Below are 24,210 nucleotides of genomic sequence, written 5' to 3'. Positions count from 1 at the left end.
TTCTGTAATAGAAAGGAAAAAGTGATTTTAAAGGATTGAAATTCAGTAGGTCTGTAACTCAATAGGGTTAAAACGAAGGGGGAAATATGGAACAGGAGGGTTTGCTACTGCCATTCAGACAGCTCGCTCAACAATGCCTCAGTATTTTTCCTGAGTTAAATCAGCTGTATTTGGATCAAATGGCTTTTGTTGGTCATGTGAATGCCCAGAATTTGTTCAAGATACATCAAGATGAGCATCGAATTGATCTGCTTAATGGCTTATTAAATATCCAGCTATATACACCTCAAGATTTAAATCCGGAAAATCCTCATGCCTTAGCAGAAATGCACATTGATTCCAGTCTGGCTAAAGCAGAGGCTTTGGAAGAGTTTTTCTTTCAGGATATTTACTTTCTGACTGGTGATTTAAAGCCCCAGCATTCCCTGTTTTTACGTGATAAAGCCAAACAGCTCCGGCAGCTCATTATTGATCAAGTCTATATATGGGTTAATGCGCCTGACCGAGTTGCTAATTGCTTAAAACAGATGTCGCTTGTGCAGGCTGAAATCATCGACTCCTTTATGATTAAAGCCGAAGTTTATACTCAGCCTTGTATCAGTAATTGGATTCAAAGTGGGCATGAGATTCCTGCGAATGTCTTAAAACAGCTACAGCAAATCTTTTCCTTGCAATATTTGCAGCCAGATGAGTTTCTATCGATTCAGTCAGTTATGGATAGTCTGGATGCATTTTGTTTTAGTGCGCCTGAGTTTCTGCACCCAGCAACCTTCCGGATTATCTCCTTATCCTTTGAAAACCGGTTCAATCTGCATGAGCTGAATGACCATATTGACGATATCCGTTTGCTGTATCGGCATGCTGAAGAGCAAAGTCATCTACTGGGCTTTGTTCGGTTGATGAATCGTGATAGCTGGCATCGGAATGATCTGCTATCCAAACGCAATTTTCTGGAAAATAATCCTTATTTATGGCAAAAAAAAGTCGCCAAACTTCCTTTATTTGACTGTCATCGCGTAGTGAACTGGCTATTTAAACAGCCTGCGGAAATCTTGGATTGGCTGAGCAGCAACATTCAACATAGCAGTGTGCGGGTAGCAGCAACAGCTTTAAGCTTTATCGATACGCATCATATTCATCCGCAGATTGTTTTAGCTACCTTGCAATATTTTCAATATATCGCAGCACGTCTGTTTATTGATGATGTTCATCAATATGCCATTCAGCATCACTGGTTTGAGCATGAGCTAAATCGAACAGTTGTTCTCAAAGGGACGCGTCAGGCTATTGAGGATCATCGTATTGCCATTAGTCCATCGATTCTATATCTGGATGAATGGATCGGATTATTGCGGGATGTAGTGGCAATGGGTGATCAGATGACTAAAAGAGTTTACGCCAACTTAAGTCGGGTGATGCAGGCTTATATGCAGCATCTGTATAAGGTCACCCGTGATTTGCCTGAGGATGTGCTGGCTTATATTCGGCCCCAAACTCAGCAAGACCGTGATTTTTATAACGTGCTACAACGTAACCAGATTCCATTTGTAGAGTTCAGGAAGCGCTTTTATTTACATGCAAGGCATGTGCGGGAATCCTGTTTGGATGGTTATATCCGTGATTATCTGCCGGAGTATTTTTCTACTCAAACAGAAGTGCCTAAAAATTTAAGCTGGACCAGTTTATTTACGCAGGCAGTTGTCTGGCATGAGCAAATTCAGAAGCAAGAGATTATTGCCAAGCTCAAAAAAGACTTTGCTCTAGCCAGCTGGAGGCCGCTCACACAAGCACATTTTCTACTGTATTTTAATTGGCGGTTTGAGGAATTGAAAACACTAGAGCGGATTATTGAAGAGGCTAGAATATTCCGGAACTGTCTGGCTGCAAGTTATGCACAGCGTATAGTCGAAGGTGAATATGTGGCCTTTCGCATGTCACATCCTGCCATTAAATTACCTTTGATTTTAGGCTGTCAGTTGCAGAATGACCAAGTCATTTTTGACCAGCTTGAGTATCCAAATAATCAAAAAGCGGAAGTTGAATATATCAATATTGCCCAGCATTTTATTAACTGGTTAAACCTGCAGGCTTGACCTGATTCAGTGCTTTTCTGTCCGTGAAGCTTAACTTTTCCGGCAAAAATCGTTAGGCTATAGCCGTTCTTTTACGGTATCTCTTTTATGAAACAGGAAACTGCACTTAAGCTCTTAAAAGCAGGGGAAAATGTCTTTTTAACCGGTTCTGCGGGTGCAGGGAAAACTTATACGCTTAATCAATATATCAATTATCTGAAAGCCCGTAAGGTGTCGGTTGCCATTACTGCATCGACTGGTATTGCGGCAACGCATATGAATGGCATGACCATTCATACCTGGGCAGGAATCGGGATCAAAGACTTTTTGTCTGAAGAAGATCTGAAGCGCATGAAAGAGCGTAAATACCTGAAAGAACACTTGGAAAATGCGCAAGTCCTGATCATTGATGAAATTTCCATGCTGCATGCCAAGCAGCTCAATCTGGTCAATCAGGTGCTGAAATATTTCAAGGAAAGTGATGAAGCTTTTGGTGGGATTCAGGTCATTGTAGCAGGGGACTTTTTCCAGTTGCCGCCCGTTGGGAAAAATGATGAGCGTAACCGCGATAAATTCTGCTTTATGTCGGATGCCTGGGTTGAAGCCAAGTTCCGTGTCTGTTACTTGACTGAACAGCACCGTCAGGGCAATGACTATCTAAATGATATTCTGAATGCCATTCGTGCACAGGCCATTTCACCTGAACATCGTTCAGCGCTACAGGGTACACGTCAGCAGGACATTGGCGATACCTATACACGTCTCTATACCCACAATATGGATGTCGACAGCATTAACTTTAAGCATCTGAATGAAATTGATCAGGATCCCCGCCAGTTTGATGCGCAATGTGATGGTAATGAAAAACTGATTGAAGCCTTAAAGTCTTCAGTCCGAGCACCCGAAGCCTTAACCCTGAAAAAACATGCCAAGGTCATGTTCGTGAAAAACAACTTTGATATGGGTTATATCAACGGCAGCTTGGGTGAAGTGATCGGCTTTGAAGATGATGATGAGCATGGCATTCTGCCAAAAGTTAAACTGACAGATGGAACTACATTAATTGTAGAGCCTGAAACCTGGTCGGTAGATAATGAAGCAGGTAAAACTATTGCCAGTTTCCAGCAGATTCCACTACGTTTGGCTTGGGCGATTACCATTCATAAGTCTCAAGGCATGACGCTAGAAGCTGCTGAGATTGACCTGAGTCATACCTTTGAAAAAGGTCAGGGCTATGTAGCATTATCCCGTTTAAAAAGCTTAAATGGTCTACGCTTGAAAGGCTTTAATGAACAGGCTCTGGAACTTGATAGTCTTGCCATTAAGGCTGATCGCCGTTTTCAGGAACTGTCAGATGAAGCAGAAGCGAATTTTGAAAACGTGGATTTGACTGTACAGCATAAGGCCTTTATCCGCCATTGTGGTGGCACTTTGAACGAAGTTGAGATCCAGCGTAATGAGAAGAAAATTGCCAAAAATGGTGGTAAGCAAAACTATGCGACTGCAACCTTGGATGAAACCCGTGAACTGTTTGAAGAAGGGTATGAGATTTCCGATATTGCAACTGAACGTGGCTTGACACCAGCAACCATCATTAACCATCTCGGACGTTTGCATAAAGAGCAAGGTCTTGATATCTCAGTAGCTCATCCGGGTGAGGAAGTTGTTGAACAAGTCCGTAAGATTTATAAACGTCTAACCAAACGTCAAAATTCAGATCATTTTAATGATGATGGCAGTATTAAATTACGTCCGATCGTGGAACTGACCAGTCCGCGTATGGGTTATGATCAGGTGCGTTTGGCTTTGCTGTTTGTGGAATAAAATTTGGGTTTTTAAATTTTAGTATTTAACCTGAGCTTTTACTTTTGAAAGATCAAAAGTAACAAAAATCTTTTGTTGGATTGAAGGTACATCCTGTACATCAATCCAACGAGCGACATCCATGTCGCTGATCATGTGATTTAATACTATGTAGTTCTTAATTTTAGAATATTAATTTTTAAGAATATTGCACAATCATGGTTAAAGACTTATTGCGTTCCAATCAATAACGATAAAATCCCGGCTGCAATTAATGGCCCGACTGGGACACCACGAAGTACCGCCACACCTGCGACCGTACCAATTAATAGACCTGCAACGACATCAGGCTGACTCGACATCAGTTTCACTCCGCGTCCACCAAGCCAGGCAACAAATAGACCGATTGCAATTGCCAGTAAAGATTTCCAGCTAAGAAAAGATTTCAGAATACTGTCACCGGGAATTTTTCCGCTAGCAATTGGAGCCAATACACCAATGGTTAAAATAATAATCCCGATATTTAGGCCATGTTGCTGTACATAAGGTAAGAGTTCATTGAGAGGCGTGATTTTTAATATGATCAACACGGCCGCAGCAATGGTCACAGCAGTATTATGACTAAAAATACCGCAAGCCAGTAGAACCAGAAGAACAAGCAGATTCAGATCAAATTGGGACATAAGGAGATAGGAAAAATGAAAAGTCACAGGATTATAGGCTTTTTAGCCATTTAAAGGGAGAAAGCCTTATAAGAACTGAATCTAGTTAGTTTTCGGTATAGAATGCGCCTATTGTTCGTTTAAACAGGTTCAGACAGATGCTATTGGAAAAAATGTTGCAATCACAAGGTTTCGGCTCACGAAAACATTGTCAGCAACTGATTAAAAATGGTGCTGTTTCGATTCAAGGCGAACTCATCGATAACCCCAAGCATAAGCTGAATCTGCAAGATCTGACTTTTAGCGTCTATGGTCATGAGTATCGCTATCGGGAAAAAGTATATATTGTGCTCAACAAGCCACAAGATTATGAGTGCTCACATCAGACCACACATCATTTCAGTGTATTTGATCTGTTTGATGACATCCTGTTAAACCGTGGAATTCAATGTGTAGGTCGTCTCGATCAGGACACCACCGGATTGTTATTGCTGACGGATGATGGTCAGTTTCTACAAGCGTTGACCCATCCTAAAAAACATGTGGCGAAAGTCTATCAGATGACTACTACCGATCCCGTGACAGATGAGCAGATTCAACAGCTTGAACAGGGTGTGGAATTGAGAAATGAAAAAGGCACCTTTGCTGCTACAGATATTGTTCGTCTAGATGAAAATCGTCTGCAAATAACCATTCATCAAGGGGTTTATCATCAGGTGAAACGTATGCTGGCAGCTGTTGGTAATAAAGTGGAGCAGCTGCATCGTGCCCAGATTGGTGCATTGGCCTTGAATGAACTGGCAATAGGGGAATGGACCTATCTGGACGCAGAACAAGTGGCACAGGCAAAATTCCGTACCGAATAAAGTCTGGGATTTATTTCAGGAAACAATGGAACGTCACAAATTCATTATCCTGAATAAATCCAAGTGACTCATAAAGTTTATGTGACTGATAATTGGTTTTTTGCGTTTCCAGGCTGATTCGAAGCGCATTTTCATGTCGGGCAAACAAGATAGCAGTGTCAACCAGTTGCTTGGCTGCACCATGCCGGCGATAAGGCGGACTAATATAGACATCGTCCAGCACATAATAAGTAGAACATGCGACTGAGGAAAATCTTAAATACAGCAGAATAAATCCGGTAAAAATCTCATCTTTAGTGTTGATAAAAATGACAGTTTGACCATCTTCAAAACGCTGTTTCAAAAACTCGTAAGATAAATCCAGATTGGAAGAAGTACCATAAAATTGACGGTACTCATCAAATAAAACGGCCAGGTTAGGTATATCTTCTGACTGGGCACGTCGCACGATCATCGGCTTACTCCATGTTAATTTTATTATTTATCATTAACATCAAGCATAGCGAAGTTTGAAAGGAGAGAAACTTAAGAATTGTTCGTAAATGCAACAATGTTAAATTTTGTCGCTCTCACCTAAAATGGCATTCAGTTCTTCAAATAAATCAAAATGATCATCATCCAGATTCATCTCCTGATGATCTGCTGGAATCGCTGTAGTACTTGGACTTGAGGTTTGTTCTGCCTTAAGTTCATTCTGTTTCTGCTTGCGTAACTTGATCAGCTGTTCCAGATTAATATTCTGATTTTCAATCGAGAAGGGGATTGATTTGGTCAGAACCACCTGTTTAAAAAAAAGACGAACTGCCTGAGCCGGCGTAATCCCCAATTGTTTAAATACTGCAAATGCCTGTTTCTTTTCTTGGGAATCCAGGCGAATTTGATAAACTTCAGTTTTTCTCATAATATTTTCAAAGCTTTAAATTACTTAACTTTTCGCCTTATTCTAATAGATAACTTCGGGATTTCAATCGTCAAATTGCCGTTTTTAGAAAATAATCTGTAATGACAAGAGATTTACAGTGTCAATTCAAGTTCAGAGCTAAATTGCATCTGCTTTTGGGTAACTGGGTCCGTAAACTGAATGTGTTTGGCCAGTAGCTGTAACGGTGTAGAAAAATCATCCCCCGCCTTATGGCAAACCTGCGGATAAAAAGGATCATTCTGGATCGGAATTCCCAAATGACTTAAATGTACCCTTAACTGATGTTGCTTTCCTGTATGCGGTTTTAGCTCATATTTGCCCCATTGTTGATCATGTTGTAGCAGTTGAATTTCGGTTTCGCTATTAGGTTCTCCTTCTACCACCTGCATGGTATAAAAGGGCTGGCCTTTTTCCATTTTCAGCTTTGTGATGAGAGGAAAACTTAAATCATCACGATAAGCCGCAATCGCATGATAAGTTTTCTGTACTTGCCGAGTCGCAAACATTTGCTGATAAACCCCACGCGATTGCACACATTTTGAAATCAGCACCACACCTGCCGTTTCACGATCCAATCGATGAATCGGAGTAAGATGTTCATTTCCAGTTTGCTGTTTTAGGCGTACCAGCAAGGTTTCCTGTACATATTGCCCAGTAGGACTCATGGTCAGAAAATGAGGTTTATCTACGACCAGCAGATGCTCATTCTCAAATAAAATCTGATGCTGAAAAGGAACATGCACTTCGTGTGCCAAAAAACGATAATAAAAACAATGAGTATTCGCTTGAAAAGAACTTTCGATGCTTAAGGTATTGCCCTGAGCATCATAAACCAGACCATTATTGAAACGGGATTGCCATTCGCTTGACTCAATATGTGGAAATTGTGCACAGAGATAGGCATAGACTGTATTGGGTGAATCTGAGGTCGCTTGCAGGAATACTTTACTTGCCGTAACCCCATTTAGCATGGGTGGGTTAAATTCAACAGTCGAAGTCATCACAACGTGGATCTATCTCTGGTCTGGAACGGATGCTGTGAAAAAATACAGTTTCTCACAGAGGTGAATAGGCTTTTAAAGCGTTGCGATGCTATCATAATTATTCTTTTTCATCATGTCGTGAGTAATATGCCTTATTCATTTAATGTCACTTTAAAACATGAAGATGACACCCAAAATCTGGCCAAAGTTCTGGCAAATAATTTTTCTGCGGGCGTTATATATCTGATTGGTGACTTGGGTGCGGGGAAAACCACGCTGACGCGTTATTACTTACAACAACTCGGTCATAAAGGCTCAGTAAAAAGTCCGACTTATACACTGGTGGAGCCCTATCAGGTGAATGGTCAGGATATCTTTCATTTTGATTTATATCGTCTCAATGACCCTTATGAACTTGAATTGATGGGAATTCGGGATTATTTAGAAACTCCCAATGCGCTATTTTTATTTGAATGGCCTTCTAAGGGTGGCGATGAAATCCCACAAGCCGATTTAATTATTGAAATTTTAAAATCAGAAGATGAGCTGACCCGTACTGCAAGTCTGATTTCTTCTAATCTGGCCTTACAGCAAGCTTTGGAGCGTGAATTCCCAAATGGTTGATGATCTAAGCATACGCCGTATCCGTGCACTTAATCCTGCGCTGGCGAACCAGATTGCCGCAGGTGAGGTGATTGAACGTCCTGCATCTGTGGTCAAGGAGTTGCTGGAAAACTCGATTGATGCGGGTGCAACCGAGCTGATCATCCGGGTGGAACAGGGCGGCAGTACGCTGATTGAAATCATTGATAATGGCCGAGGCATTCATCATGAGGATTTGCCATTGGCCGTGATGCGTCACGCAACCAGTAAGATTCAAACAGCTGAAGAGTTGCATGCGATTACCAGCTTGGGCTTTCGTGGTGAAGCATTGGCTTCAATTGCTGCAGTGTCTCGTTTGACTCTAACGAGTAGCCAGAATGAAGATGGTATCGGCTATCAGGTCGAAGTGAACGGTACGGCTTTTGATCATCAAGACATTCAACCGGTCGCAGCATCCAAAGGTACCCAGATCCGGGTGCAGGATTTATTCTTCAATGTTCCGGCGCGGCGCAAATTTCTAAAAAAGCCCGGCACTGAATTTGGACATATCGAAGAAATTGTCCGCCGTATGGCTTTAACGCATTTCGATATTCGCTTTGTATTGGAACATAACCAAACCATCAAGCTGAATTTGCCGGTCGCAGATAGTGGTGCTTTGCGTTTTCAACGTGTGCAACAATTACTTGGCCGTCAGTTTACTGAAAATGCTTACTGGATTGATGCAGATAGTATCAATATGCGTTTATCTGGCTGGCTCGGACATCCTTCGGATGCACGGGCTCAAGCCGATCTGCAATATGTCTATGTGAATGGCCGGATCGTTAAGGACAAGACCATTTCGCACGCTCTGCGTATGGCTTATGATGGTATCCTGCATGGGCATCAGCATGCCGCTTATTTACTTTTTCTGGAAATCGATCCAGAAAGTATCGATGTGAATGTGCATCCGACCAAACATGAAATTCGTTTCCTGAACCAGCGTGAAGTACATGAATTTGTACGTCACTATGCCAAGGAAACCCTGGCACAATTCCAGACTGCGACCGCTGATCTGGCTGAGGCCATGAAAACTGAGTCTGAAGTTGTTGCAATTACACCTCAGCCACGCTATCAGGAGCAGTTTAGCCTGCATCAGTCCGTAGTCACTCAACCAGTTATTCCCGCCACATATCCATATCATCAGCGTGAAGAAGAAGCTTCTGATGTGTTAACGGATTTTGAATCATCTGGTCCACAAACTGTGCATTATGCACAGGATTACAGTAAGTCATATTCGGGTTCACAGCAGCTGAATAATGCCTTGAAAAGTTATCTCGCTCCTTTAAGAGAAACTGAAGCAGAAACTAGTCATTCAGCATCGAATGCATTACAGTCACATTTACATAGTAAAGTGGATGAGCATCCTTTAGGGATTGCGATCGCCCAGCTGCATGGTATTTATATACTAGCGCAAAATACCGAAGGCTTAATCATCGTAGATATGCATGCGGCGCATGAGCGTATTCTGCTGCAACAGATGAAAATGGCTTGGGATAAACCGGAATTCTGGATATCCCAGCAATTGCTGATTCCTAAAGTGGTGAGCATTAGTCGTATGCAAGCCATGCGTGTTGACGAACTCAAAGATCAACTTGCTCGTTTAGGTCTGGAAATTGACCAGTATGGTGATGAACAGGTCATTGTGCGAGGCGTACCGGCCATTTTATATAAGGCTGATTTTGATGCCTTGATCCTTGAATTACTGAATGATCTGGATCCGAATGATCAGGGACAGGGGTTAATGCAAAAACGTGATCAGATTCTTGCAGGTATGGCCTGTCATGGTGCGGTACGTGCACATCGAATGTTGAGTCTGTCTGAAATGAACGCTTTGCTGCGTCAGATGGAACAAACTGAATTTGCGAGCCAATGTAATCATGGTCGTCCAACCTGGCGAGCATTTCCATTGTCTCAACTTGATAAACTTTTTGCTCGGGGAGAGTAACCTTACATGTCCAATCAACTGCCGGTCATCAATTTAATGGGACCAACTGCAAGCGGTAAAACTGCTTTGGCATGTGAACTATACGAGCAAGGTCATTTTGAGCTGATTTCTGTCGATTCTGCGCTGGTCTATCGGGAAATGGACATTGGTACAGCGAAACCTTCTAAAGACGAGTTAGAGCGCTATCCGCATCATTTAATCGATATTATTAGTCCGCTCGAAGTCTATTCTGCAGCAAACTTTGTCGAAGATGCTTGCCGTCTGATTGATGATATTCATGCACGTGGTAAAACTCCAATTCTGGTGGGTGGCACCATGCTGTATTTTAAGGCCTTACTTGAAGGCTTGTCTGATAATTTACCAAGCGCAGATTACGCGGTGCGTGCCCAGATTGAAGAGAAAGCAGCTCGTGAAGGGTGGGAAGCGGTGTATGCTAAATTATGTCAGGTAGATCCCTTGGCGGGTCAGAAATTTAAAGTGAGTGATAAACAGAGAATTATCCGCGCATTAGAGGTTTTTAAGCTAACAGGTGAGCCGATTACAAAACTACAAGCAGAACAACCAAAAAATTTACCATATCGTTACAGTTTCTATAATTATGCCTTAATGCCTGATCGGTTAGAATTGCATAAGCGTATTGAAAAACGTCTTGAAATTATGTGGAAAAACGGATTTTTAAATGAAGTTAAAGGATTAATGGGAAAATACGATTTTGACGAAAATTTACCCTCAATGCGTTCAGTAGGTTACCGCCAAGCCATAGAATTCTTAAAAAAAGGTGACCTAAGTCATGAAAAACAACAGGAAATGGAGGATAAGGCTTTATTTGCGACACGACAACTTGCCAAACGTCAATATACCTGGTTGAGATCTTTGCAAGAAAAGCATAAATTTACAACATATTTTACGCTCGAGCAGGCCCAAGAAGACTTGCGAAACTGTCACGGATAAAGCAAAATTTGAGTACTATCTTTTTTATAATTTTTAATTGAAAAATAGAGATAGTTTTTTGCGCTGATTTTTAAATTTTTGGAGTTATAACATGTCTAAAGGTCAAACTTTACAAGATCCATTCTTGAATTCTCTCCGTAAGGAACGTATTCCAGTTTCTATCTTCCTAGTAAACGGTATCAAATTACAAGGTCACATCGAGTCTTTTGACCAATACGTTGTATTATTAAAAAATACAGTAAGCCAAATGGTTTACAAACACGCGATTTCTACAGTAGTACCTGCACGTAATCCTCGTCCAGCTGGTGCTCCTGCTGGTCCACAAGGTGCGGGCTTCGGTGGTCAAGGTGGCGCGGGTGGCTTCGGTGGTCAAGGCGCTGCTGGTGGCTTTGGCGGTCAAGGTGGCTTCGGCGGTCAAGGTGCTGGCTTCGGTGGTCAAAGTGGCTTCGGTGGTCAAGGCGGCTTCGGTGGTCAAGGTGGCTTCGGTGGTCAAGGTGGCTTCGGTGGTCAAGGTGCTGGCTTTGGTGGTCAAGGCGCTGGCTTTGGTGGTCAAGGCGCAGGTTTTGACAACGATTCAAAATTTGAAGATTCTTCTGACGACGAAAACAATCGTTAATCGGATCTGAAATAGAAAGCCTCTTAATAAGAGGCTTTTTATTATTTAAAGAATTAAGTCATTAAAAAAGCCAGCATAATGCTGGCTTTTCTTCTCTTAAATTAACGAGCGCGTTTAGGATCTAGCTGTGGATCTTTAATTTCTACATAGGCATTGCTACGGGTTTCACGTAACCAGCTATCTAGCTCAGCATCAAACTGGCGTTCACCCAGAATCTGGCGGGCCATACGTTCCTGATATTCCTGAGTCATATCCTGTTGACGTGTATCGGTCACTTGCAGGATATGCCAGCCAAATTGTGACTGGAATGGTTCACTAATCTGACCTACTGCCGTACTTTTCATACGCTGTTCAAATTCAGGTACCATGACACCTGGGCTGACCCAGCCTAAACTGCCGCCATCACGCGCTGAACCTGTGTCATTAGAGAAAGTAGACGCCAATACTGCAAAATCTTCACCTTGCTTAAGACGCGTATACAAGCTATCAATCATCTGCTTAGCATTTTCCGGGCTAACCACTTCTGATGTTTGAATCAGAATATGACGAGTCTGGTATTGAGGTACCAGTGCTTTTTGTTCACCATCTTTACGCTCTAAAAGTTTCAGGACATGCACGCCATCTGCCGCAGGAATTAGCTCAGATGTTTGACCCGCTTGCAAAGTAGAAACACGTGCAGCGAGTTCGCCTGGAATTTCTGATAGGTTTCGAACACCCATATCAGATGCATCTACTTTAATATCGCCAGTTGAATATTTTTTGCTGATCGCCTGAATATCATTGCTGCTGCTTAAATCATTTCTTACTTGCGCAGCAATCTGTTGAGCATTTTCTCCGGTTATACGTAAATGCAGAACATGTACCTGGCTACCTAACAAAGCTTGACCTTGTGGTGTATTCAGGAAGTTTTTAACATCTTGATCACTGATTTGAATACGTGAATTTACTGCTTGCTGACGTAAACGGCTAAGTGCTAGATCTTCTGCAATACGGTTACGTAAAGAGGCATACGTATTCGGCGCGATAGCATCCAGTTTTTGCTGGAAAGCTTCCAAGCTAGGGGAGCCTGAATCACGTGCTACTTTAAGCACTGCTTCATTTAAAGATTTTTCATCTGGACGAATATTGTAGCGTTTAACCTGTTCCAGTTGAGCCTGACGTACAATTAGCTGTTCAAGTGCTTGTTGTTCAAGATAAGGTTGCGGTGGAACAGGCTTGTTTTGCTTTTGCAACTGGTGAGAAATTTCAGCAACGCTTTGTGCCAGATCACTACGCAGAATAGCGCTATTGTCGACAACAGCTACAACTTCATCTTTAGGTTGGGCAACAGCAAAAGTCGTCATCGCTGAAGAAAGACATAGCGCAAGTGCGGTCGCTTTAAAAATTTGTTTTAACTGTTTTGTCTTCATTAACGTTCTGTCCAAGTTTGATTGATATTGTTAAAACCTAGAATACGATTTTCTAGTAATGAGGTTAGCTTGTTGCTTAACCCGCCAAGACCTTTAAGCGTTACTTCAGCCATCACTGCACGTTTCGCTTTCACATCCGGGTCATTGATATCGTCTAGGTCATTGTAGTATGAGCGGCCATAGACAGATACTCCCCAACAGCATGACTCATAGTTTACGCCAAGTAAATATTCACGTGCGACACTATTGTCCAGGTCAAATTGTGCATGGCCGACCAGACGCCAGTTATTGGCAATTGGCTGGATAAATGAGCCAACCACCTGATCATAACTTTCCTGGCGGTTTGGAATATCTTTACGATAGAAATAGCCTACGTTATATAGATTGCCCTGATCGCCCGTATAATAAACCTGTACATCACGCTGGGCATTGGAGCCATTCGACATCCAGCTAGAATTTAGGTTGACATGCACGTTTTTGTTTAACTGACTTCTAAGCTGAATAACTGGACCAGTATGGCTTTCACGATCAAATTTATCTGCTTCACGATCTAATGTGACACGGCGATCTTCAAAGAAGAAACTTTGTCCCACACTGGCGCGTAATCGCTCTAAACCTTCTTCATTAAATAAACTGTAACTAAGACCTAAAGAAGCGAAGTTATTGTCTTCTAAGCGGTCATTACCATAGAAGCGGCGTGCACTAAATAATTGATCATAATTAATTGAGGCTACGACAGAGTCAAAGTTTGGCTGATTGCGCTGATTTTCATATGGTGAATAAGCGTAAAACAGGCGAGGCGTCAAGGTCTGTAAATAGCGACCATCTTTTTCAAAAATTAAACCGGTGTCCAGCGTAAATTGTGGCACTACGATAGAATGATTTTCACTTGATGAGCTGGTTTGATTATTATTAATACGATCAATAGTATCTTGATCATAGAAAGTATTGATATTGCGTAATGTCGCCTGAGGAATGAAGAATGACCAAGGGGTAAAGTGATTATAGCGTACCGAGAAATCATTATAGATGCGTGTACCACTTGGTTGATAGATGGCTTCATCACCGGTATCAATATTTTCAGTATTTCTGATGTCTTTCTGGAAATAAGCCGTATCGTTATTAAATTCGTATTGTAAACCCAGTGGGTTACCGGTCTTATAATTCACCAAAAGCTGCGGCAAACGCGCATAAGGGCGGTCCTCATCCAGAACGGCAGGATCAAGCGTCTGGAAATCTTCAACTTTAAACTGAGCTTTTAAGCCGGGGATACCATTTTTATAATTAACTTCCCAAGCACGGCGCAAGTTCAGGTCTGTTTTTGAATCTGGGTTATTATCCAGATCGGCAAAAAAGTCCTTGTCTGATGCGTAATTATATTCAAGATTTGTTGAGAACTGATCGTTGATTTGCCAGTTATGCAGGAAGTGTAGGTCTTTACGGTCTTTATTGCTATAACTTTCATCAGATGGCAGGTAGCCACCCCAAATCCGGCCTTCACCATAGTTTTCTGTTAGATAACGAAACTCGCCATCCAGCATCGCACCACGGTCACTAATATAACGTGGCGTAATGGTCGCATCATATTGTGGTGCCAGGTTAAGATAAACCGGCATACCCAATTCCAGACCCCCATCATTGGTAAATCCGAAAGTTGGCGTCAGAATCCCTGTGGTACGGCGATCATCGATTGGGAAGTTAAAATAAGGAACAGCCAGTACCGGAACATCTTTCACATAGAGCTTGGTATTACGGGTTTCACCACGACCGGTTTCCTGATTCAGCTTGATTTGATCTGCCTGAATTTTCCAGGTCGGCTTTTGTTCAGGTGGACAGGTGGAATAGGTGGCATTTTCCAGTTCAAACGTATCGTCAGAGGTTTTGGCAATCTTTTCAGCACGACCATGCGCATGTTGTTCTTCGGCAATGAAGAAACTATTGTTTAAGTCACCTTGCTGGGTTTTCAGGTTGTAATTGATATCATCGCTTTGCGAAATCAAGCCACCTTGGGCCAATTGGACTTGACCTTCTGCCTTAGCATAGGTTTGAGTCTGATCAATCGTCACGCGTTCCGCACGAATCTGGCGACCTTCCTGATCAATGATCACATTGCCTTCTAAGTAGGAATCCCCGGCCGGATTATAATGACCATAGTCTGCAGTAATGGTTGAAGTTGCCTGTTCAGGGTCAATCGTCGGTGCATCAGGTGCAATAGGAGTGACCCAGGCGCCCTCACAATAGGCTGAACTGAGGTATTTACCTTGACGCTGCTGTGCTTCTGGCGAAGATTTATCCACATAATATTGTGAGAAGAATGCTTCACCGGGATAGGTCTCATTAATGCGCTGTTTAAGTTGTTCCGCATTTACATTGGATGAGTCATTTGATGCAGCATAGCTTGAGACCGAGCTACTACATAAAAGGGTTAAGATCGCAGTCGCTAGAGGGTTTATTTTAAAGTGATGCTTCATTTGTCTCATTAACCAATCATGCTTTTATCGCAATTAATTATTGTCGCATCATAGAGAAAAAGTTGATAAGTAGCTACACTTAGCACTTTAAAAACTCAGCCTGTACTAGAATTTATTGCAAATGAATACTCAACGCGAACAATTGATACAATCTTGGATTGCTTCTGTACTCGGTTCAGATCAATTTGAAACACATTTTTTAGCAGGCGATGCAAGTTTTCGTCGTTATGCACGAATCAAACTGAATAATAAAACATTTATGCTCATGGATGCACCACCAGAAAAAGAAGATTGTGTGCCTTTTGTGACGATTGATGAATTTTTTGATGCCCATGGCGTACGTGTTCCACACATTGTGGCCAAAGACCTGGAAAATGGTTTTTTGCTGCTCGAAGATTTTGGTGATGTGCTGTTGTCAAATCTGCTGAATGATCAGACGGTTGATGCCTATTATGAGCAAAGTTTTAAACAGCTGATTCAGCTGCAGTCCATTCCTGGAGAAGGTCAGTTTCCTGCTTATTCTTATGAGAAGCTTATTTCTGAAATGGAGTTGCTGACTGACTGGATGCTACCTGCTCTAAAAATCCAGCCTACTGAAGCGGAATCTGCTTTGATCAAGCGCACATTTGCGATACTGGCGAATGCTGCTTTGGCACAACCTCAAGTCATTGTGCATCGTGATTTTCATAGCCGTAACCTGATGAAAATCGAAAATGAAACCGAACTGGGTGTGATTGATTTTCAGGATGCAGTGATTGGTGCTGATACCTATGACCTGATCTCTATTACCCGTGATGCCTATGTGCAGTGGAATGCAGATCGCGTGTATCGCTGGTTTAAAGTGTTCTATGACCTGTTACCAGCAGCGGCAAAACAGGACCGTGATTTCGAACAGTTTAAAAAAGATGCGGATATGATGGCGATTCAGCGTCATATCAAGATTTTAGGTATTTTCGTACGTCTATTTGAGCGAGATGGGAAATCTGGCTATCTAAAAGACCTGCCACGTGTGATGTGGTATCTGCTCGAAGAAACCAAAGACTATCCAGAATTACAGCCATTTATGCAGTTTATTCATGAAAAAGTGATGCCAGCTTTTGAAGCAAAATATGGTTCATACGAGGTAGCGGCCTAAATGAAAGCGATGATTCTCGCGGCTGGCTTGGGCAACCGCATGCGTCCTTTAACTTTGCATACGCCAAAACCTTTGCTGGAAGTGGGCGGCAAACCATTAATTGTCTGGCATATTGAAAAACTGGCTGCGATGGGTGTGAATGAAATTGTCATCAATACTGCCTGGCTAGGTGAAAAACTGGCTCAGGCTTTGGGTGACGGTTCACAGTTTGGTGTCAAGATTTTGTGGTCACATGAAGGTGAAGGGCTGGAAACAGCCGGTGGCATTATTAATGCTTTACCACTTCTGGGTGATGAGCCTTTTATTCTGGTCAATGGTGATGTCTGGACAACCATGGACTTTGCACCTTTATTGAATGTTGAGCTGGGTGAAAATCTGGCACATCTGGTTTTGGTACAAAACCCGGAGCAGCACCCTAACGGTGATTTTACACTTGCAGACGGCAAGGCTTATACCTTTGACCAGCAGGTGGCGGGTGAAAACCTGACTTTTAGTGGTGTATCAGTGATTCATCCGAAAATGTTTGCAGGCTTAGAGGCTGGAAAACGTCCTTTAGCACCACTATTAAAAGCAGCAATGCTGGAAAAAAAGATTGCTGCTTCTAAATTGACAGGTATTTGGGTGGATGTGGGAACACCTGAGCGTTTGAATGCATTGGATTTAATGATCCGAGAAGGGAAGTCTGCTTAAGTGAATATTCACTAAGCACTCCCTACTGTGCCAATATAGAGAAAACGGTATACTTCCACTTAACTTTTTCGAGCATTGATTGTTTATGCACACGTTTTTTCAAGAACTAAAGCAGGGTAGCCAGGCTTTAGGTTTAGAGCTGTCTGATGAAGCTTTAAATTTATTACTCAAGTACCAGGACGCTTTGGTGCTGTGGAATAAAGCATACAATTTGACTGCAATTCGTGATCCTAAGGAAATGCTAGTTAAGCATCTGCTTGACAGTTTGAGTATTCTAAAGGATTTGCCTGCAGGTCGTTTGCTCGACATCGGGACTGGTGGTGGTATGCCGGGCATGATCATTGCTTTATGTCAGCCTGAGCGTGAATGTGTACTACTGGATTCAAACGGTAAAAAAATTCGTTTCCTGAAGCAGTTTATTGCAGACCTAAAATTAAAAAATGTCATTGCAGTACAAACCCGTGTGGAAAATGAAGACAGTATCAATGAGCTGGGTCAGTTTGATGTGATTACCAGTCGTGCATTTGCTTCATTGACAGATTTTGTGAATGCATCTAAACCGTATATGCATGAGCAGAGTATTATTGCTTCCATGAAAGGTTTGATTCCTGAAGAGGAAGTGGCAGCGTTAAAAGATGAATTTAGCTGTCAGATTATTGAACTGAAGGTTCCGCGCTTGGACGAACAACGTCATTTACTTCTATTAAAACGTATTTAAAATTTTTGAAGGATCGGGGTCAACATGGCACAAATTATTGCGATTGCCAACCAGAAAGGTGGTGTCGGTAAAACCACAACCGCAGTAAATTTGGCGGCATCTCTCGCTGTGTTAAAAAAACGCGTTTTGCTTGTGGATATGGATTCTCAAGGTAACGCGACCATGGGGTCGGGGATTCAGAAAAATGACCTGCTGTATTCAGTGACTGATGTATTGCTAGGTGAAGTGCCGATTGAAACTGCGATTACTAAAGCTGAAGTCGGATATAAGGTTTTAGGGGCAAACCGTGATCTGGCTGGTGTGGAGCTGGCGATTGCCGAGCAAAAAGGCCGTGAATTCATTTTGCGTGAAGCTTTGCAGGAAATTGAATCCTCATTCGACTATATCATTGTTGATTGTGCACCAAGCTTAAGCCTGATCACCGTGAATGCATTGGCAGCGGTGGGTGGCGTCATCATCCCGATGCAATGCGAATATTATGCATTGGAAGGTCTGGCTGATCTGACACAAACCATTGACCGCATTCAGCAGGCACTTAATCCAGACCTACAGATCGTGGGTGTATTGCGTACCATGTATGATGCTCGAAATGCCTTGACCCGTGATGTCTCGGAAGAGTTAGAACAATATTTTGGTAAAAAACTTTATGAAACCGTGATTCCACGTAATATCCGTCTGGCTGAAGCGCCGGCACATGGTCTACCAGTGATTTATTTTGAAAAAAGTTCAAAGGGTGCAGTTGCTTACTTGAATCTGGCAGCTGAAGTATTAAAGAAAAGCAAAGTGAAAAAAGGAAGTAAAGCATGACCGTCAAGAAACGTGGACTCGCCAAAGGTCGTGGTTTAGATGCCTTGCTGGGATCAATTCAAAAAGAAAAATTACAACTCGAAGCACAAGGTTTTGATCATGGTCAGTTGAAACAGATTGATGTCAATCTGCTGAAACGTGGTGAATATCAGCCACGTCGCTATATCAATGAGCAGGATCTGCAGGAACTGGCAGCATCGATTGAAAAGCATGGCATCATGCAACCGATCGTGATCCGTCCGGTCGATGATGAACGCTATCCATACGAGATTATTGCGGGTGAGCGTCGCTGGCGTGCGGCCCAACTGGCAGGCCTGACTGAAGTTCCTGCGATTGTGCGTGAGCTGAATGATCAGGTCGCAATTGCATTAGCTTTAATCGAAAACATTCAGCGCCAGGACCTGAACCCGATTGATCAGGCGATGGCTTTGCAGCGTTTCCATGACGAGTTTGGTTTAAGCCATCAGGAAATTGCCGATACTGTCGGTAAGGCGCGTACCACAGTGAGCAATCTGCTGCGTCTGCTAACTCTGGCTGAAGAAGTAAAAGACTTTATGCAGCAGGGCTTGCTGGATATGGGACATGCACGTGCCATCCTGACTTTGAAGGCTAAAGATCAGCTTAAAGTTGCTGAGATGGTCATTGAAAAAAGCCTATCAGTACGCCAAACCGAACAGTTGGTACGCGACTACAATGCACCGAAAACAGAAAAACCAAAAGCAGCGATTGCGCCAGACATTCAGCAGCTGACTCAGCGTCTGTCTGAGCGCTTTAGTGCGGATGTTAAAATTGACTACAACAAGCAAGGAAAAGGCAAGCTGGTCATTAGCTATCATTCTTTAGAAGAGCTGGATGGGATTCTTTCGATCCTGGGCGAAGAATAATTAATTTAAAATTTGTTTTTATTGGGGAATAAATCAGATGTGGGAATTGGTTAAAGCAGGCGGCTGGTTGATGCTGCCGCTAGTATTGTGTTCGATATTTATGCTGGCGATCTCGGTCGAGCGCTTCATTCGTTTAAAAAAGAGTCTGGTACTGCCCAACTCACTTCTGATAGGTCCTGCACAAAATGCAGACCAAGCCATGCAAAAGCTGCAACAGAGTTCAGCTTTGAAAAACAGTACTTTGGGTCGTGTATTTACTGCTGGTTTTGAAGCGCGTCACCAGTCTGAGCAATATGCTCGTGCCCAGATGGAAGTGATAGCTTCACAGGAAATTGGCTATCTGGAAAAAAATATTAATTTTCTGGGTACTTTGAGCGCAGTAGCGCCTTTACTCGGTTTGCTGGGTACAGTCATTGGGATTATCGAATCATTTTTAATGATTGATGTCGGTATTAATAGTGACCCGGTGTTAATGATGCCCGGTATTTCCAAAGCACTGATCACAACAGCAGCGGGTATGTTGATTGCTATTCCTGCTTTATTTGCACATCGTTATTTCCAGCGTCTGGTTCAGGAATATGTGGCGGAACTTGAACAGCAGGCAACCTTATTTCATGCCAACCTGTTCTATTTGAATGCTTCAGATGATGTGGAAGAACGCATCAAGAAAGCAAGCTAGGAGCAGGGGCATGAAATTTAAACGTAACCAGGTGGAAGATGTACATATCAATCTGACGCCCATGATTGATTGCCTGCTATTTATTTTGGTCTTTCTGCTGCTTTCAACCACGTTTAACCAGATGAGCCGGATGAACCTGACGCTTCCAGATGCGCAAGGTGTGCCGCCCAAGAATTTTGACCAGAAAATTGAAGTGATTGTGGATGCCAATGGTCACTATGCCGTGAATGGTCAGTCTATTGCCAGTAAAGATGCAGCAGATTTAAATACGGCAATTAAACAGATTTCGAATGAACGTCGTGATTTAATGTTTGTCATTGCCGCTGATGCAAAAGCGACACATCAGGATGTTATTCGTGTCATGGACGTTGCAGGGCAACTTGGCTTTGTTAATGTCAACATCAGTACGAAAGTACCAACTCGAGGTTATTAGTGAAGCACGATTTTAAGGTCTATCTTCGCCTTTTAAACTATTTAAAACCATTTTGGGGCACAGCCTTAATTGTCCTGCTTGGTTTCTCTATGAATGCGGCGACAGAAGTTTCTGTAGCCAAATTACTGGAATATATCATTGAGGCGATACAAAATAGAGACCAGGGTTTCACCTTACTTTTCCCATTCTTAGTGGTAGTACTGATGTTCTTCAGGGGCTTAGGCCTATTCCTCGGTGGGTATTATACGGCGGTCATCTCCCGTAATCTGGTATTTAATATTCGTCAGGAAGTCTTTGCCAAAATATTGCGTTTGCCTGCGCAATATTTTCTGGACAATACCAGCGGTCATATTACGGCCAAAATCATGTATAACGTTGAGCAGCTCACCGCAGCCTCAACTGAAGCACTTAGAACGATCATTCAGCAAGGTCTGATCACAATTGCCTTATTGGGATATCTTTTATATACCAACTGGCGTTTAACCATGTGTATTCTGATCTTTGGACCCGTGATTGGTTTCGTGATCAGTAAAGCTTCAAAACGGATGCGCAAGCTATCACAGCAAGTTCAGGACACCATGGGTGACGTGAACCATGTGGTTCAGGAAACGGTAAATGCCAATCTGATCGTTAAAGGTTTTGGTGGTCAGATTTATGAGCAGGAACGTTTTAAACAGAATTCTTTGGAAAACCTGCGCCGTGGCTTAAAGATGGTGGCAGTACAGCAGCTGAACAGTCCAGTGGTGCAGCTGATCATGTCAGTTTCACTTAGTATCGTGATGTATATTGCATTGCGCCCACAAATTCTGGGAGATACTACTGCGGGTGAATTTGTTGCTTATATTACAGCTGCAGGCATGTTGGCGCGACCAATCAAGACATTAACTGATGTGAATGAAAAAATTCAGCGTGGTATGGCGGCCGCACATTCTGTGTTTGAATTGCTAGATATGCCTGAAGAGCATAATACTGGCAAACTCAATGATACCTTAAAAGGCAATATTCAATTTAAAGATGTCAATCTGGTTTATGGCGATGGTCACCATGCGATTCATGACTTTAACCTGGAAGTGAGAGCGGGCGAGACTGTCGCATTGGTTGGACGTTCAGGAGCAGGCAAAACCTCTCTAGTGAATCTGTTGGTACGTTATCAGGAAGCTACATCCGGGCAAATTTTACTGGATCAAAAACCGATTACTGATTATGAGTTGACTGCTTTACGTACCCAGATCGCGATGGTAAACCAGCAGGTAGTGCTGTTTAACCGTACTGTCCGTGAAAATATTGCTTATGGCCAGCTAGAAAGTGCGAGTGATGAAGAAATCATTGCAGCAGCAAAAGCCGCCTATGCGCATGATTTCATTATGGCCTTGCCACAAGGTTATGATACGCCACTAGGTGCTCAAGGTCTGAATCTGTCAGGTGGTCAGCGTCAGCGTATTGCGATCGCCCGTGCTATTCTGAAAAATGCACCGATCCTGATTCTGGATGAAGCGACTAGTGCGCTGGATAACGAATCTGAATACTTTATTCAGCGTGCCTTTGATCAGGCGATGCAAGATCGGACTACGATTGTGATTGCGCATCGTCTATCAACAATTGAAAATGCCGATCGCATTGTCGTGATGGATCAAGGTCGTATTATTGAGCAGGGTAATCATGCTGAGCTGATTGCACGCCAAGGTGCTTATTATCAGCTGCACCAACGTAATTTCGAGGAACATTAAGTCATGGCTTTGGCACAGATCATTCAGGATGCTTGGAATACACAGGCAAAGTGGCTGGTTGTGCTGCGTCCTTTGTCCTGGCTTTACCGCTTGGGTTTTGTCAGCAATCACTGGCTTTACCGTAAAGGGATCAAAAAAAGCTATACCGCACCTATTCCAGTAATGGTGATTGGGAATATTACCGTAGGTGGGAGTGGTAAAACACCTTTGCTAATTCATCTGGTGGATTACCTTAATGAAAAAGGCCTACGGATTGGTGTGATCAGCCGAGGTTATGGTGCTAAAGGTCCTTTTCCTGCCTATGTCGATTTAAATACCTTGCCTGAAGTGGTAGGGGATGAACCAGCCTTAATTGTCCAAGCGACTGGTGTGCCGATGGCTGTGGGGCCAAATCGCCAGAAGAGCATTGAGCTTTTGCTAGAAAAGCATGCACTGGATTTAATCATTTGTGATGACGGTTTGCAGCACTGGGCTTTAAATCGTCAGATTGAATGGATTGTGCTGGACAATAACCGAGGCTTGGGCAACCAGAAACTTTTACCTGAAGGTTATCTGCGTGAACCCGTTACCCGCTTAGAAGAGGGTACCGTAATTGAACATGCAGCAAATCCAGTTTCACCTTTGCATATGCATCTTGCAGCCTCTCAGCCCTATCTATTAAATCAGGATGTCATCAAAAGCTTTGATCCAACTGCGGCTTTTTATGCAGTAGTCGGCATCGGTTTTCCGCAGCGTTTCTATCAAACGCTAGAACATCTGGGGCTGCAGCAATTTCAGTGTCACGAATTTCCAGACCATCATGATTATGAAATTGAAGACCTGCAATTCGATGACAATAGTCCGATTATTACTACTGAAAAAGATGCAGTTAAAATTATGGCATTACTCAAACAGTATCCAGATTATCAGCGGGATATCTGGGTGGTGCCGGTCGATGCAGTCTTGTCACCTGCCTGTTATACAATATTGCAGCAGCAATTAGAGCAACAGGGTATTTCTATTTCTTAAGGTTTATTTACGATGAAACATATAGTTATTCCTGCACGCTTCTCCAGTTCACGTTTGCCGGGTAAACCTTTGCTGGAAATCCATGGTCGTCCAATGATTCTGCGTGTCGTGGATCAGGCTAAAAAAGTACAAGGCTTTGATGACCTGTGTGTGGCGACAGATGATGAGCGTATTGCTGAAGTCTGCCGTACTGAAGGCGTTGATGTGGTCCTGACTTCAGTAGATCATCCATCAGGTACGGATCGTCTAAGTGAAGTAGCTCGAATAAAGGGCTGGGCGAGTGATGACATTATCGTGAATGTACAGGGTGATGAACCTTTATTGCCGGCCCAGTTAGTTAAACAGGTGGCGCAACTTTTAGAAGATCAGCCAGCTTGCTCAATGTCGACTCTATGTGAGCCAATTCATCATTTAGAGGAATTCAAGCGTGACAGTATCGTTAAGGTTGTGATGTCTAAGCACAATCAGGCATTGTATTTTAGTCGTGCTACGATTCCTTATGACCGTGATGGTGCCAAACTGGCTAAACAAAAACTGCATGATCGGGCTTATCGTCATTTGGGTTTATATGCTTATCGCGTGAAACTGCTACAGGAATATGTAACCTGGGAAATAGGTGTGCTGGAAAAACTGGAATCTTTAGAACAGTTACGTGTACTGGAAAATGGTCACCGTATTGCCATTGCTGTGGCAGAAGCCAATTTACCGCCAGGTGTCGATACGCAGAAAGATCTGGACCGCCTGAACCAGATGGATCCATCTTCTTTTGCTTAATTTGAGAATTCTC

23 protein-coding genes are annotated in these 24,210 nt (G+C 42.8%); 17 read left to right on the top strand and 6 right to left on the bottom strand.

Going from position 1 to position 24,210, the window contains the following annotated elements:
• Positions 1–86: 86 nt before the first annotated feature.
• Positions 87–2,093, top strand: a complete 2,007-nt coding sequence (locus ACWM1W_RS09175) for a hypothetical protein (RefSeq protein ID WP_375725566.1) — start codon at positions 87–89, stop codon at positions 2,091–2,093.
• Between the two features lie 87 nt (positions 2,094–2,180).
• A complete protein-coding gene (locus ACWM1W_RS09170) occupies positions 2,181–3,896 on the top strand; it encodes an AAA family ATPase (protein WP_104425937.1) in 1,716 nt (571 codons plus the stop codon).
• A 209-nt stretch (positions 3,897–4,105) separates the two neighbouring features.
• Here the strand turns inward: ACWM1W_RS09170 and ACWM1W_RS09165 are convergent, their stop codons facing one another.
• Entirely contained in the window at positions 4,106–4,558 is a 453-nt protein-coding gene (locus ACWM1W_RS09165) for a DUF441 domain-containing protein (protein WP_034170593.1), read from the bottom strand.
• A 137-nt stretch (positions 4,559–4,695) separates the two neighbouring features.
• Here ACWM1W_RS09165 and ACWM1W_RS09160 point away from each other — a divergent pair, with 137 nt between their 5' ends.
• On the top strand, positions 4,696–5,403 hold the full coding sequence (locus ACWM1W_RS09160) for a pseudouridine synthase (protein ID WP_104425938.1): 708 nt from the start codon (positions 4,696–4,698) through the stop codon (positions 5,401–5,403).
• Positions 5,404–5,413: 10 nt separating this feature from the next.
• Here ACWM1W_RS09160 and ACWM1W_RS09155 read toward each other — a convergent pair whose 3' ends face one another.
• From ACWM1W_RS09155 to ACWM1W_RS09145, 3 genes are all read right to left on the bottom strand, one after another.
• A complete protein-coding gene (locus tag ACWM1W_RS09155) occupies positions 5,414–5,857 on the bottom strand; it encodes a GNAT family N-acetyltransferase (protein WP_104425939.1) in 444 nt (147 codons plus the stop codon).
• A gap of 99 nt (positions 5,858–5,956) precedes the next feature.
• On the bottom strand, positions 5,957–6,304 hold the full coding sequence (locus ACWM1W_RS09150; protein ID WP_004784032.1) for a type II toxin-antitoxin system RelB/DinJ family antitoxin: 348 nt from the start codon (positions 6,302–6,304) through the stop codon (positions 5,957–5,959).
• A 113-nt stretch (positions 6,305–6,417) separates the two neighbouring features.
• Positions 6,418–7,326: an RluA family pseudouridine synthase gene (locus ACWM1W_RS09145; protein ID WP_104425940.1), complete on the bottom strand. Its 909-nt coding sequence runs from the start codon at positions 7,324–7,326 to the stop codon at positions 6,418–6,420.
• 129 nt (positions 7,327–7,455) lie between these two features.
• On the opposite strand from ACWM1W_RS09145, the gene tsaE reads away from it, so the two are divergent.
• The 4 genes from tsaE (at position 7,456) to hfq (ending at position 11,462) form a co-directional block, all read left to right on the top strand.
• Positions 7,456–7,932 carry a tRNA (adenosine(37)-N6)-threonylcarbamoyltransferase complex ATPase subunit type 1 TsaE gene (tsaE, locus tag ACWM1W_RS09140; RefSeq protein WP_104425941.1) on the top strand — a complete coding sequence of 159 codons (477 nt, stop codon included), beginning with the start codon at positions 7,456–7,458 and terminating at the stop codon, positions 7,930–7,932.
• On the top strand, positions 7,925–9,895 hold the full coding sequence (gene mutL / locus ACWM1W_RS09135) for a DNA mismatch repair endonuclease MutL (RefSeq protein ID WP_104425942.1): 1,971 nt from the start codon (positions 7,925–7,927) through the stop codon (positions 9,893–9,895). The genes tsaE and mutL overlap by 8 nt, the downstream gene beginning before the upstream one ends.
• A gap of 6 nt (positions 9,896–9,901) precedes the next feature.
• On the top strand, positions 9,902–10,846 hold the full coding sequence (gene miaA / locus ACWM1W_RS09130) for a tRNA (adenosine(37)-N6)-dimethylallyltransferase MiaA (RefSeq protein WP_104425943.1): 945 nt from the start codon (positions 9,902–9,904) through the stop codon (positions 10,844–10,846).
• 91 nt (positions 10,847–10,937) lie between these two features.
• Complete coding sequence (gene hfq, locus ACWM1W_RS09125; RefSeq protein WP_104425944.1) at positions 10,938–11,462, top strand: RNA chaperone Hfq; 525 nt, start codon at positions 10,938–10,940, stop codon at positions 11,460–11,462.
• 101 nt (positions 11,463–11,563) lie between these two features.
• Here hfq and ACWM1W_RS09120 read toward each other — a convergent pair whose 3' ends face one another.
• Positions 11,564–12,871 (bottom strand): peptidylprolyl isomerase, encoded by a 1,308-nt coding sequence (locus tag ACWM1W_RS09120; RefSeq protein ID WP_104425945.1) that lies wholly within the window; start codon positions 12,869–12,871, stop codon positions 11,564–11,566.
• Positions 12,871–15,342, bottom strand: a complete 2,472-nt coding sequence (locus tag ACWM1W_RS09115; protein WP_448765156.1) for an LPS-assembly protein LptD — start codon at positions 15,340–15,342, stop codon at positions 12,871–12,873. Before ACWM1W_RS09115 ends, ACWM1W_RS09120 begins: the two co-directional genes overlap by 1 nt.
• A 121-nt stretch (positions 15,343–15,463) precedes the next feature.
• Here ACWM1W_RS09115 and ACWM1W_RS09110 point away from each other — a divergent pair, with 121 nt between their 5' ends.
• The 10 genes from ACWM1W_RS09110 to kdsB all read left to right on the top strand — a co-directional run bounded on the left by ACWM1W_RS09110 (position 15,464) and on the right by kdsB (position 24,197).
• Positions 15,464–16,477, top strand: a complete 1,014-nt coding sequence (locus ACWM1W_RS09110; RefSeq protein ID WP_034170583.1) for an aminoglycoside phosphotransferase family protein — start codon at positions 15,464–15,466, stop codon at positions 16,475–16,477.
• Positions 16,478–17,167, top strand: a complete 690-nt coding sequence (murU, locus tag ACWM1W_RS09105) for an N-acetylmuramate alpha-1-phosphate uridylyltransferase MurU (RefSeq protein WP_104425947.1) — start codon at positions 16,478–16,480, stop codon at positions 17,165–17,167.
• 85 nt (positions 17,168–17,252) lie between these two features.
• On the top strand, positions 17,253–17,885 hold the full coding sequence (gene rsmG / locus ACWM1W_RS09100; RefSeq protein WP_004784021.1) for a 16S rRNA (guanine(527)-N(7))-methyltransferase RsmG: 633 nt from the start codon (positions 17,253–17,255) through the stop codon (positions 17,883–17,885).
• A gap of 24 nt (positions 17,886–17,909) precedes the next feature.
• Positions 17,910–18,692 (top strand): ParA family protein, encoded by a 783-nt coding sequence (locus tag ACWM1W_RS09095; RefSeq protein ID WP_375725568.1) that lies wholly within the window; start codon positions 17,910–17,912, stop codon positions 18,690–18,692.
• Positions 18,689–19,576: a ParB/RepB/Spo0J family partition protein gene (locus ACWM1W_RS09090; RefSeq protein WP_375725569.1), complete on the top strand. Its 888-nt coding sequence runs from the start codon at positions 18,689–18,691 to the stop codon at positions 19,574–19,576. The genes ACWM1W_RS09095 and ACWM1W_RS09090 overlap by 4 nt, the downstream gene beginning before the upstream one ends.
• Before the next feature lie 37 nt (positions 19,577–19,613).
• Positions 19,614–20,255 carry a MotA/TolQ/ExbB proton channel family protein gene (locus ACWM1W_RS09085; protein WP_446053831.1) on the top strand — a complete coding sequence of 214 codons (642 nt, stop codon included), beginning with the start codon at positions 19,614–19,616 and terminating at the stop codon, positions 20,253–20,255.
• Positions 20,256–20,265: 10 nt separating this feature from the next.
• Entirely contained in the window at positions 20,266–20,688 is a 423-nt protein-coding gene (locus ACWM1W_RS09080; protein ID WP_004784014.1) for an ExbD/TolR family protein, read from the top strand.
• Positions 20,688–22,415 carry a lipid A export permease/ATP-binding protein MsbA gene (msbA, locus tag ACWM1W_RS09075; protein WP_375725570.1) on the top strand — a complete coding sequence of 576 codons (1,728 nt, stop codon included), beginning with the start codon at positions 20,688–20,690 and terminating at the stop codon, positions 22,413–22,415. Before ACWM1W_RS09080 ends, msbA begins: the two co-directional genes overlap by 1 nt.
• A gap of 3 nt (positions 22,416–22,418) precedes the next feature.
• Positions 22,419–23,423: a tetraacyldisaccharide 4'-kinase gene (lpxK, locus tag ACWM1W_RS09070; protein ID WP_375725571.1), complete on the top strand. Its 1,005-nt coding sequence runs from the start codon at positions 22,419–22,421 to the stop codon at positions 23,421–23,423.
• Between the two features lie 12 nt (positions 23,424–23,435).
• A complete protein-coding gene (gene kdsB / locus ACWM1W_RS09065) occupies positions 23,436–24,197 on the top strand; it encodes a 3-deoxy-manno-octulosonate cytidylyltransferase (protein ID WP_214002118.1) in 762 nt (253 codons plus the stop codon).
• The last annotated feature ends 13 nt before the right edge of the window (positions 24,198–24,210 follow it).

This window comes from Acinetobacter sp. TW_SC_4, assembly GCF_054861205.1.
This window is presented reverse-complemented; position numbering and strand designations above follow the sequence as displayed.

What these genes read in the sequence shown, in the direction of transcription:
- ACWM1W_RS09175 (WP_375725566.1), top strand. Translation starts at nt 87, where the DNA reads ATGGAACAGGAGGGTTTGCTACTGCCATTCAGACAGCTCGCTCAACAA.
- ACWM1W_RS09170 (WP_104425937.1), top strand. Translation starts at nt 2,181, where the DNA reads ATGAAACAGGAAACTGCACTTAAGCTCTTAAAAGCAGGGGAAAATGTC.
- ACWM1W_RS09165 (WP_034170593.1), bottom strand. Translation starts at nt 4,558, where the DNA reads ATGTCCCAATTTGATCTGAATCTGCTTGTTCTTCTGGTTCTACTGGCT.
- ACWM1W_RS09160 (WP_104425938.1), top strand. Translation starts at nt 4,696, where the DNA reads ATGCTATTGGAAAAAATGTTGCAATCACAAGGTTTCGGCTCACGAAAA.
- ACWM1W_RS09155 (WP_104425939.1), bottom strand. Translation starts at nt 5,857, where the DNA reads ATGATCGTGCGACGTGCCCAGTCAGAAGATATACCTAACCTGGCCGTT.
- ACWM1W_RS09150 (WP_004784032.1), bottom strand. Translation starts at nt 6,304, where the DNA reads ATGAGAAAAACTGAAGTTTATCAAATTCGCCTGGATTCCCAAGAAAAG.
- ACWM1W_RS09145 (WP_104425940.1), bottom strand. Translation starts at nt 7,326, where the DNA reads ATGACTTCGACTGTTGAATTTAACCCACCCATGCTAAATGGGGTTACG.
- tsaE (WP_104425941.1), top strand. Translation starts at nt 7,456, where the DNA reads ATGCCTTATTCATTTAATGTCACTTTAAAACATGAAGATGACACCCAA.
- mutL (WP_104425942.1), top strand. Translation starts at nt 7,925, where the DNA reads ATGGTTGATGATCTAAGCATACGCCGTATCCGTGCACTTAATCCTGCG.
- miaA (WP_104425943.1), top strand. Translation starts at nt 9,902, where the DNA reads ATGTCCAATCAACTGCCGGTCATCAATTTAATGGGACCAACTGCAAGC.
- hfq (WP_104425944.1), top strand. Translation starts at nt 10,938, where the DNA reads ATGTCTAAAGGTCAAACTTTACAAGATCCATTCTTGAATTCTCTCCGT.
- ACWM1W_RS09120 (WP_104425945.1), bottom strand. Translation starts at nt 12,871, where the DNA reads ATGAAGACAAAACAGTTAAAACAAATTTTTAAAGCGACCGCACTTGCG.
- ACWM1W_RS09115 (WP_448765156.1), bottom strand. Translation starts at nt 15,342, where the DNA reads ATGAAGCATCACTTTAAAATAAACCCTCTAGCGACTGCGATCTTAACC.
- ACWM1W_RS09110 (WP_034170583.1), top strand. Translation starts at nt 15,464, where the DNA reads ATGAATACTCAACGCGAACAATTGATACAATCTTGGATTGCTTCTGTA.
- murU (WP_104425947.1), top strand. Translation starts at nt 16,478, where the DNA reads ATGAAAGCGATGATTCTCGCGGCTGGCTTGGGCAACCGCATGCGTCCT.
- rsmG (WP_004784021.1), top strand. Translation starts at nt 17,253, where the DNA reads ATGCACACGTTTTTTCAAGAACTAAAGCAGGGTAGCCAGGCTTTAGGT.
- ACWM1W_RS09095 (WP_375725568.1), top strand. Translation starts at nt 17,910, where the DNA reads ATGGCACAAATTATTGCGATTGCCAACCAGAAAGGTGGTGTCGGTAAA.
- ACWM1W_RS09090 (WP_375725569.1), top strand. Translation starts at nt 18,689, where the DNA reads ATGACCGTCAAGAAACGTGGACTCGCCAAAGGTCGTGGTTTAGATGCC.
- ACWM1W_RS09085 (WP_446053831.1), top strand. Translation starts at nt 19,614, where the DNA reads ATGTGGGAATTGGTTAAAGCAGGCGGCTGGTTGATGCTGCCGCTAGTA.
- ACWM1W_RS09080 (WP_004784014.1), top strand. Translation starts at nt 20,266, where the DNA reads ATGAAATTTAAACGTAACCAGGTGGAAGATGTACATATCAATCTGACG.
- lpxK (WP_375725571.1), top strand. Translation starts at nt 22,419, where the DNA reads ATGGCTTTGGCACAGATCATTCAGGATGCTTGGAATACACAGGCAAAG.
- kdsB (WP_214002118.1), top strand. Translation starts at nt 23,436, where the DNA reads ATGAAACATATAGTTATTCCTGCACGCTTCTCCAGTTCACGTTTGCCG.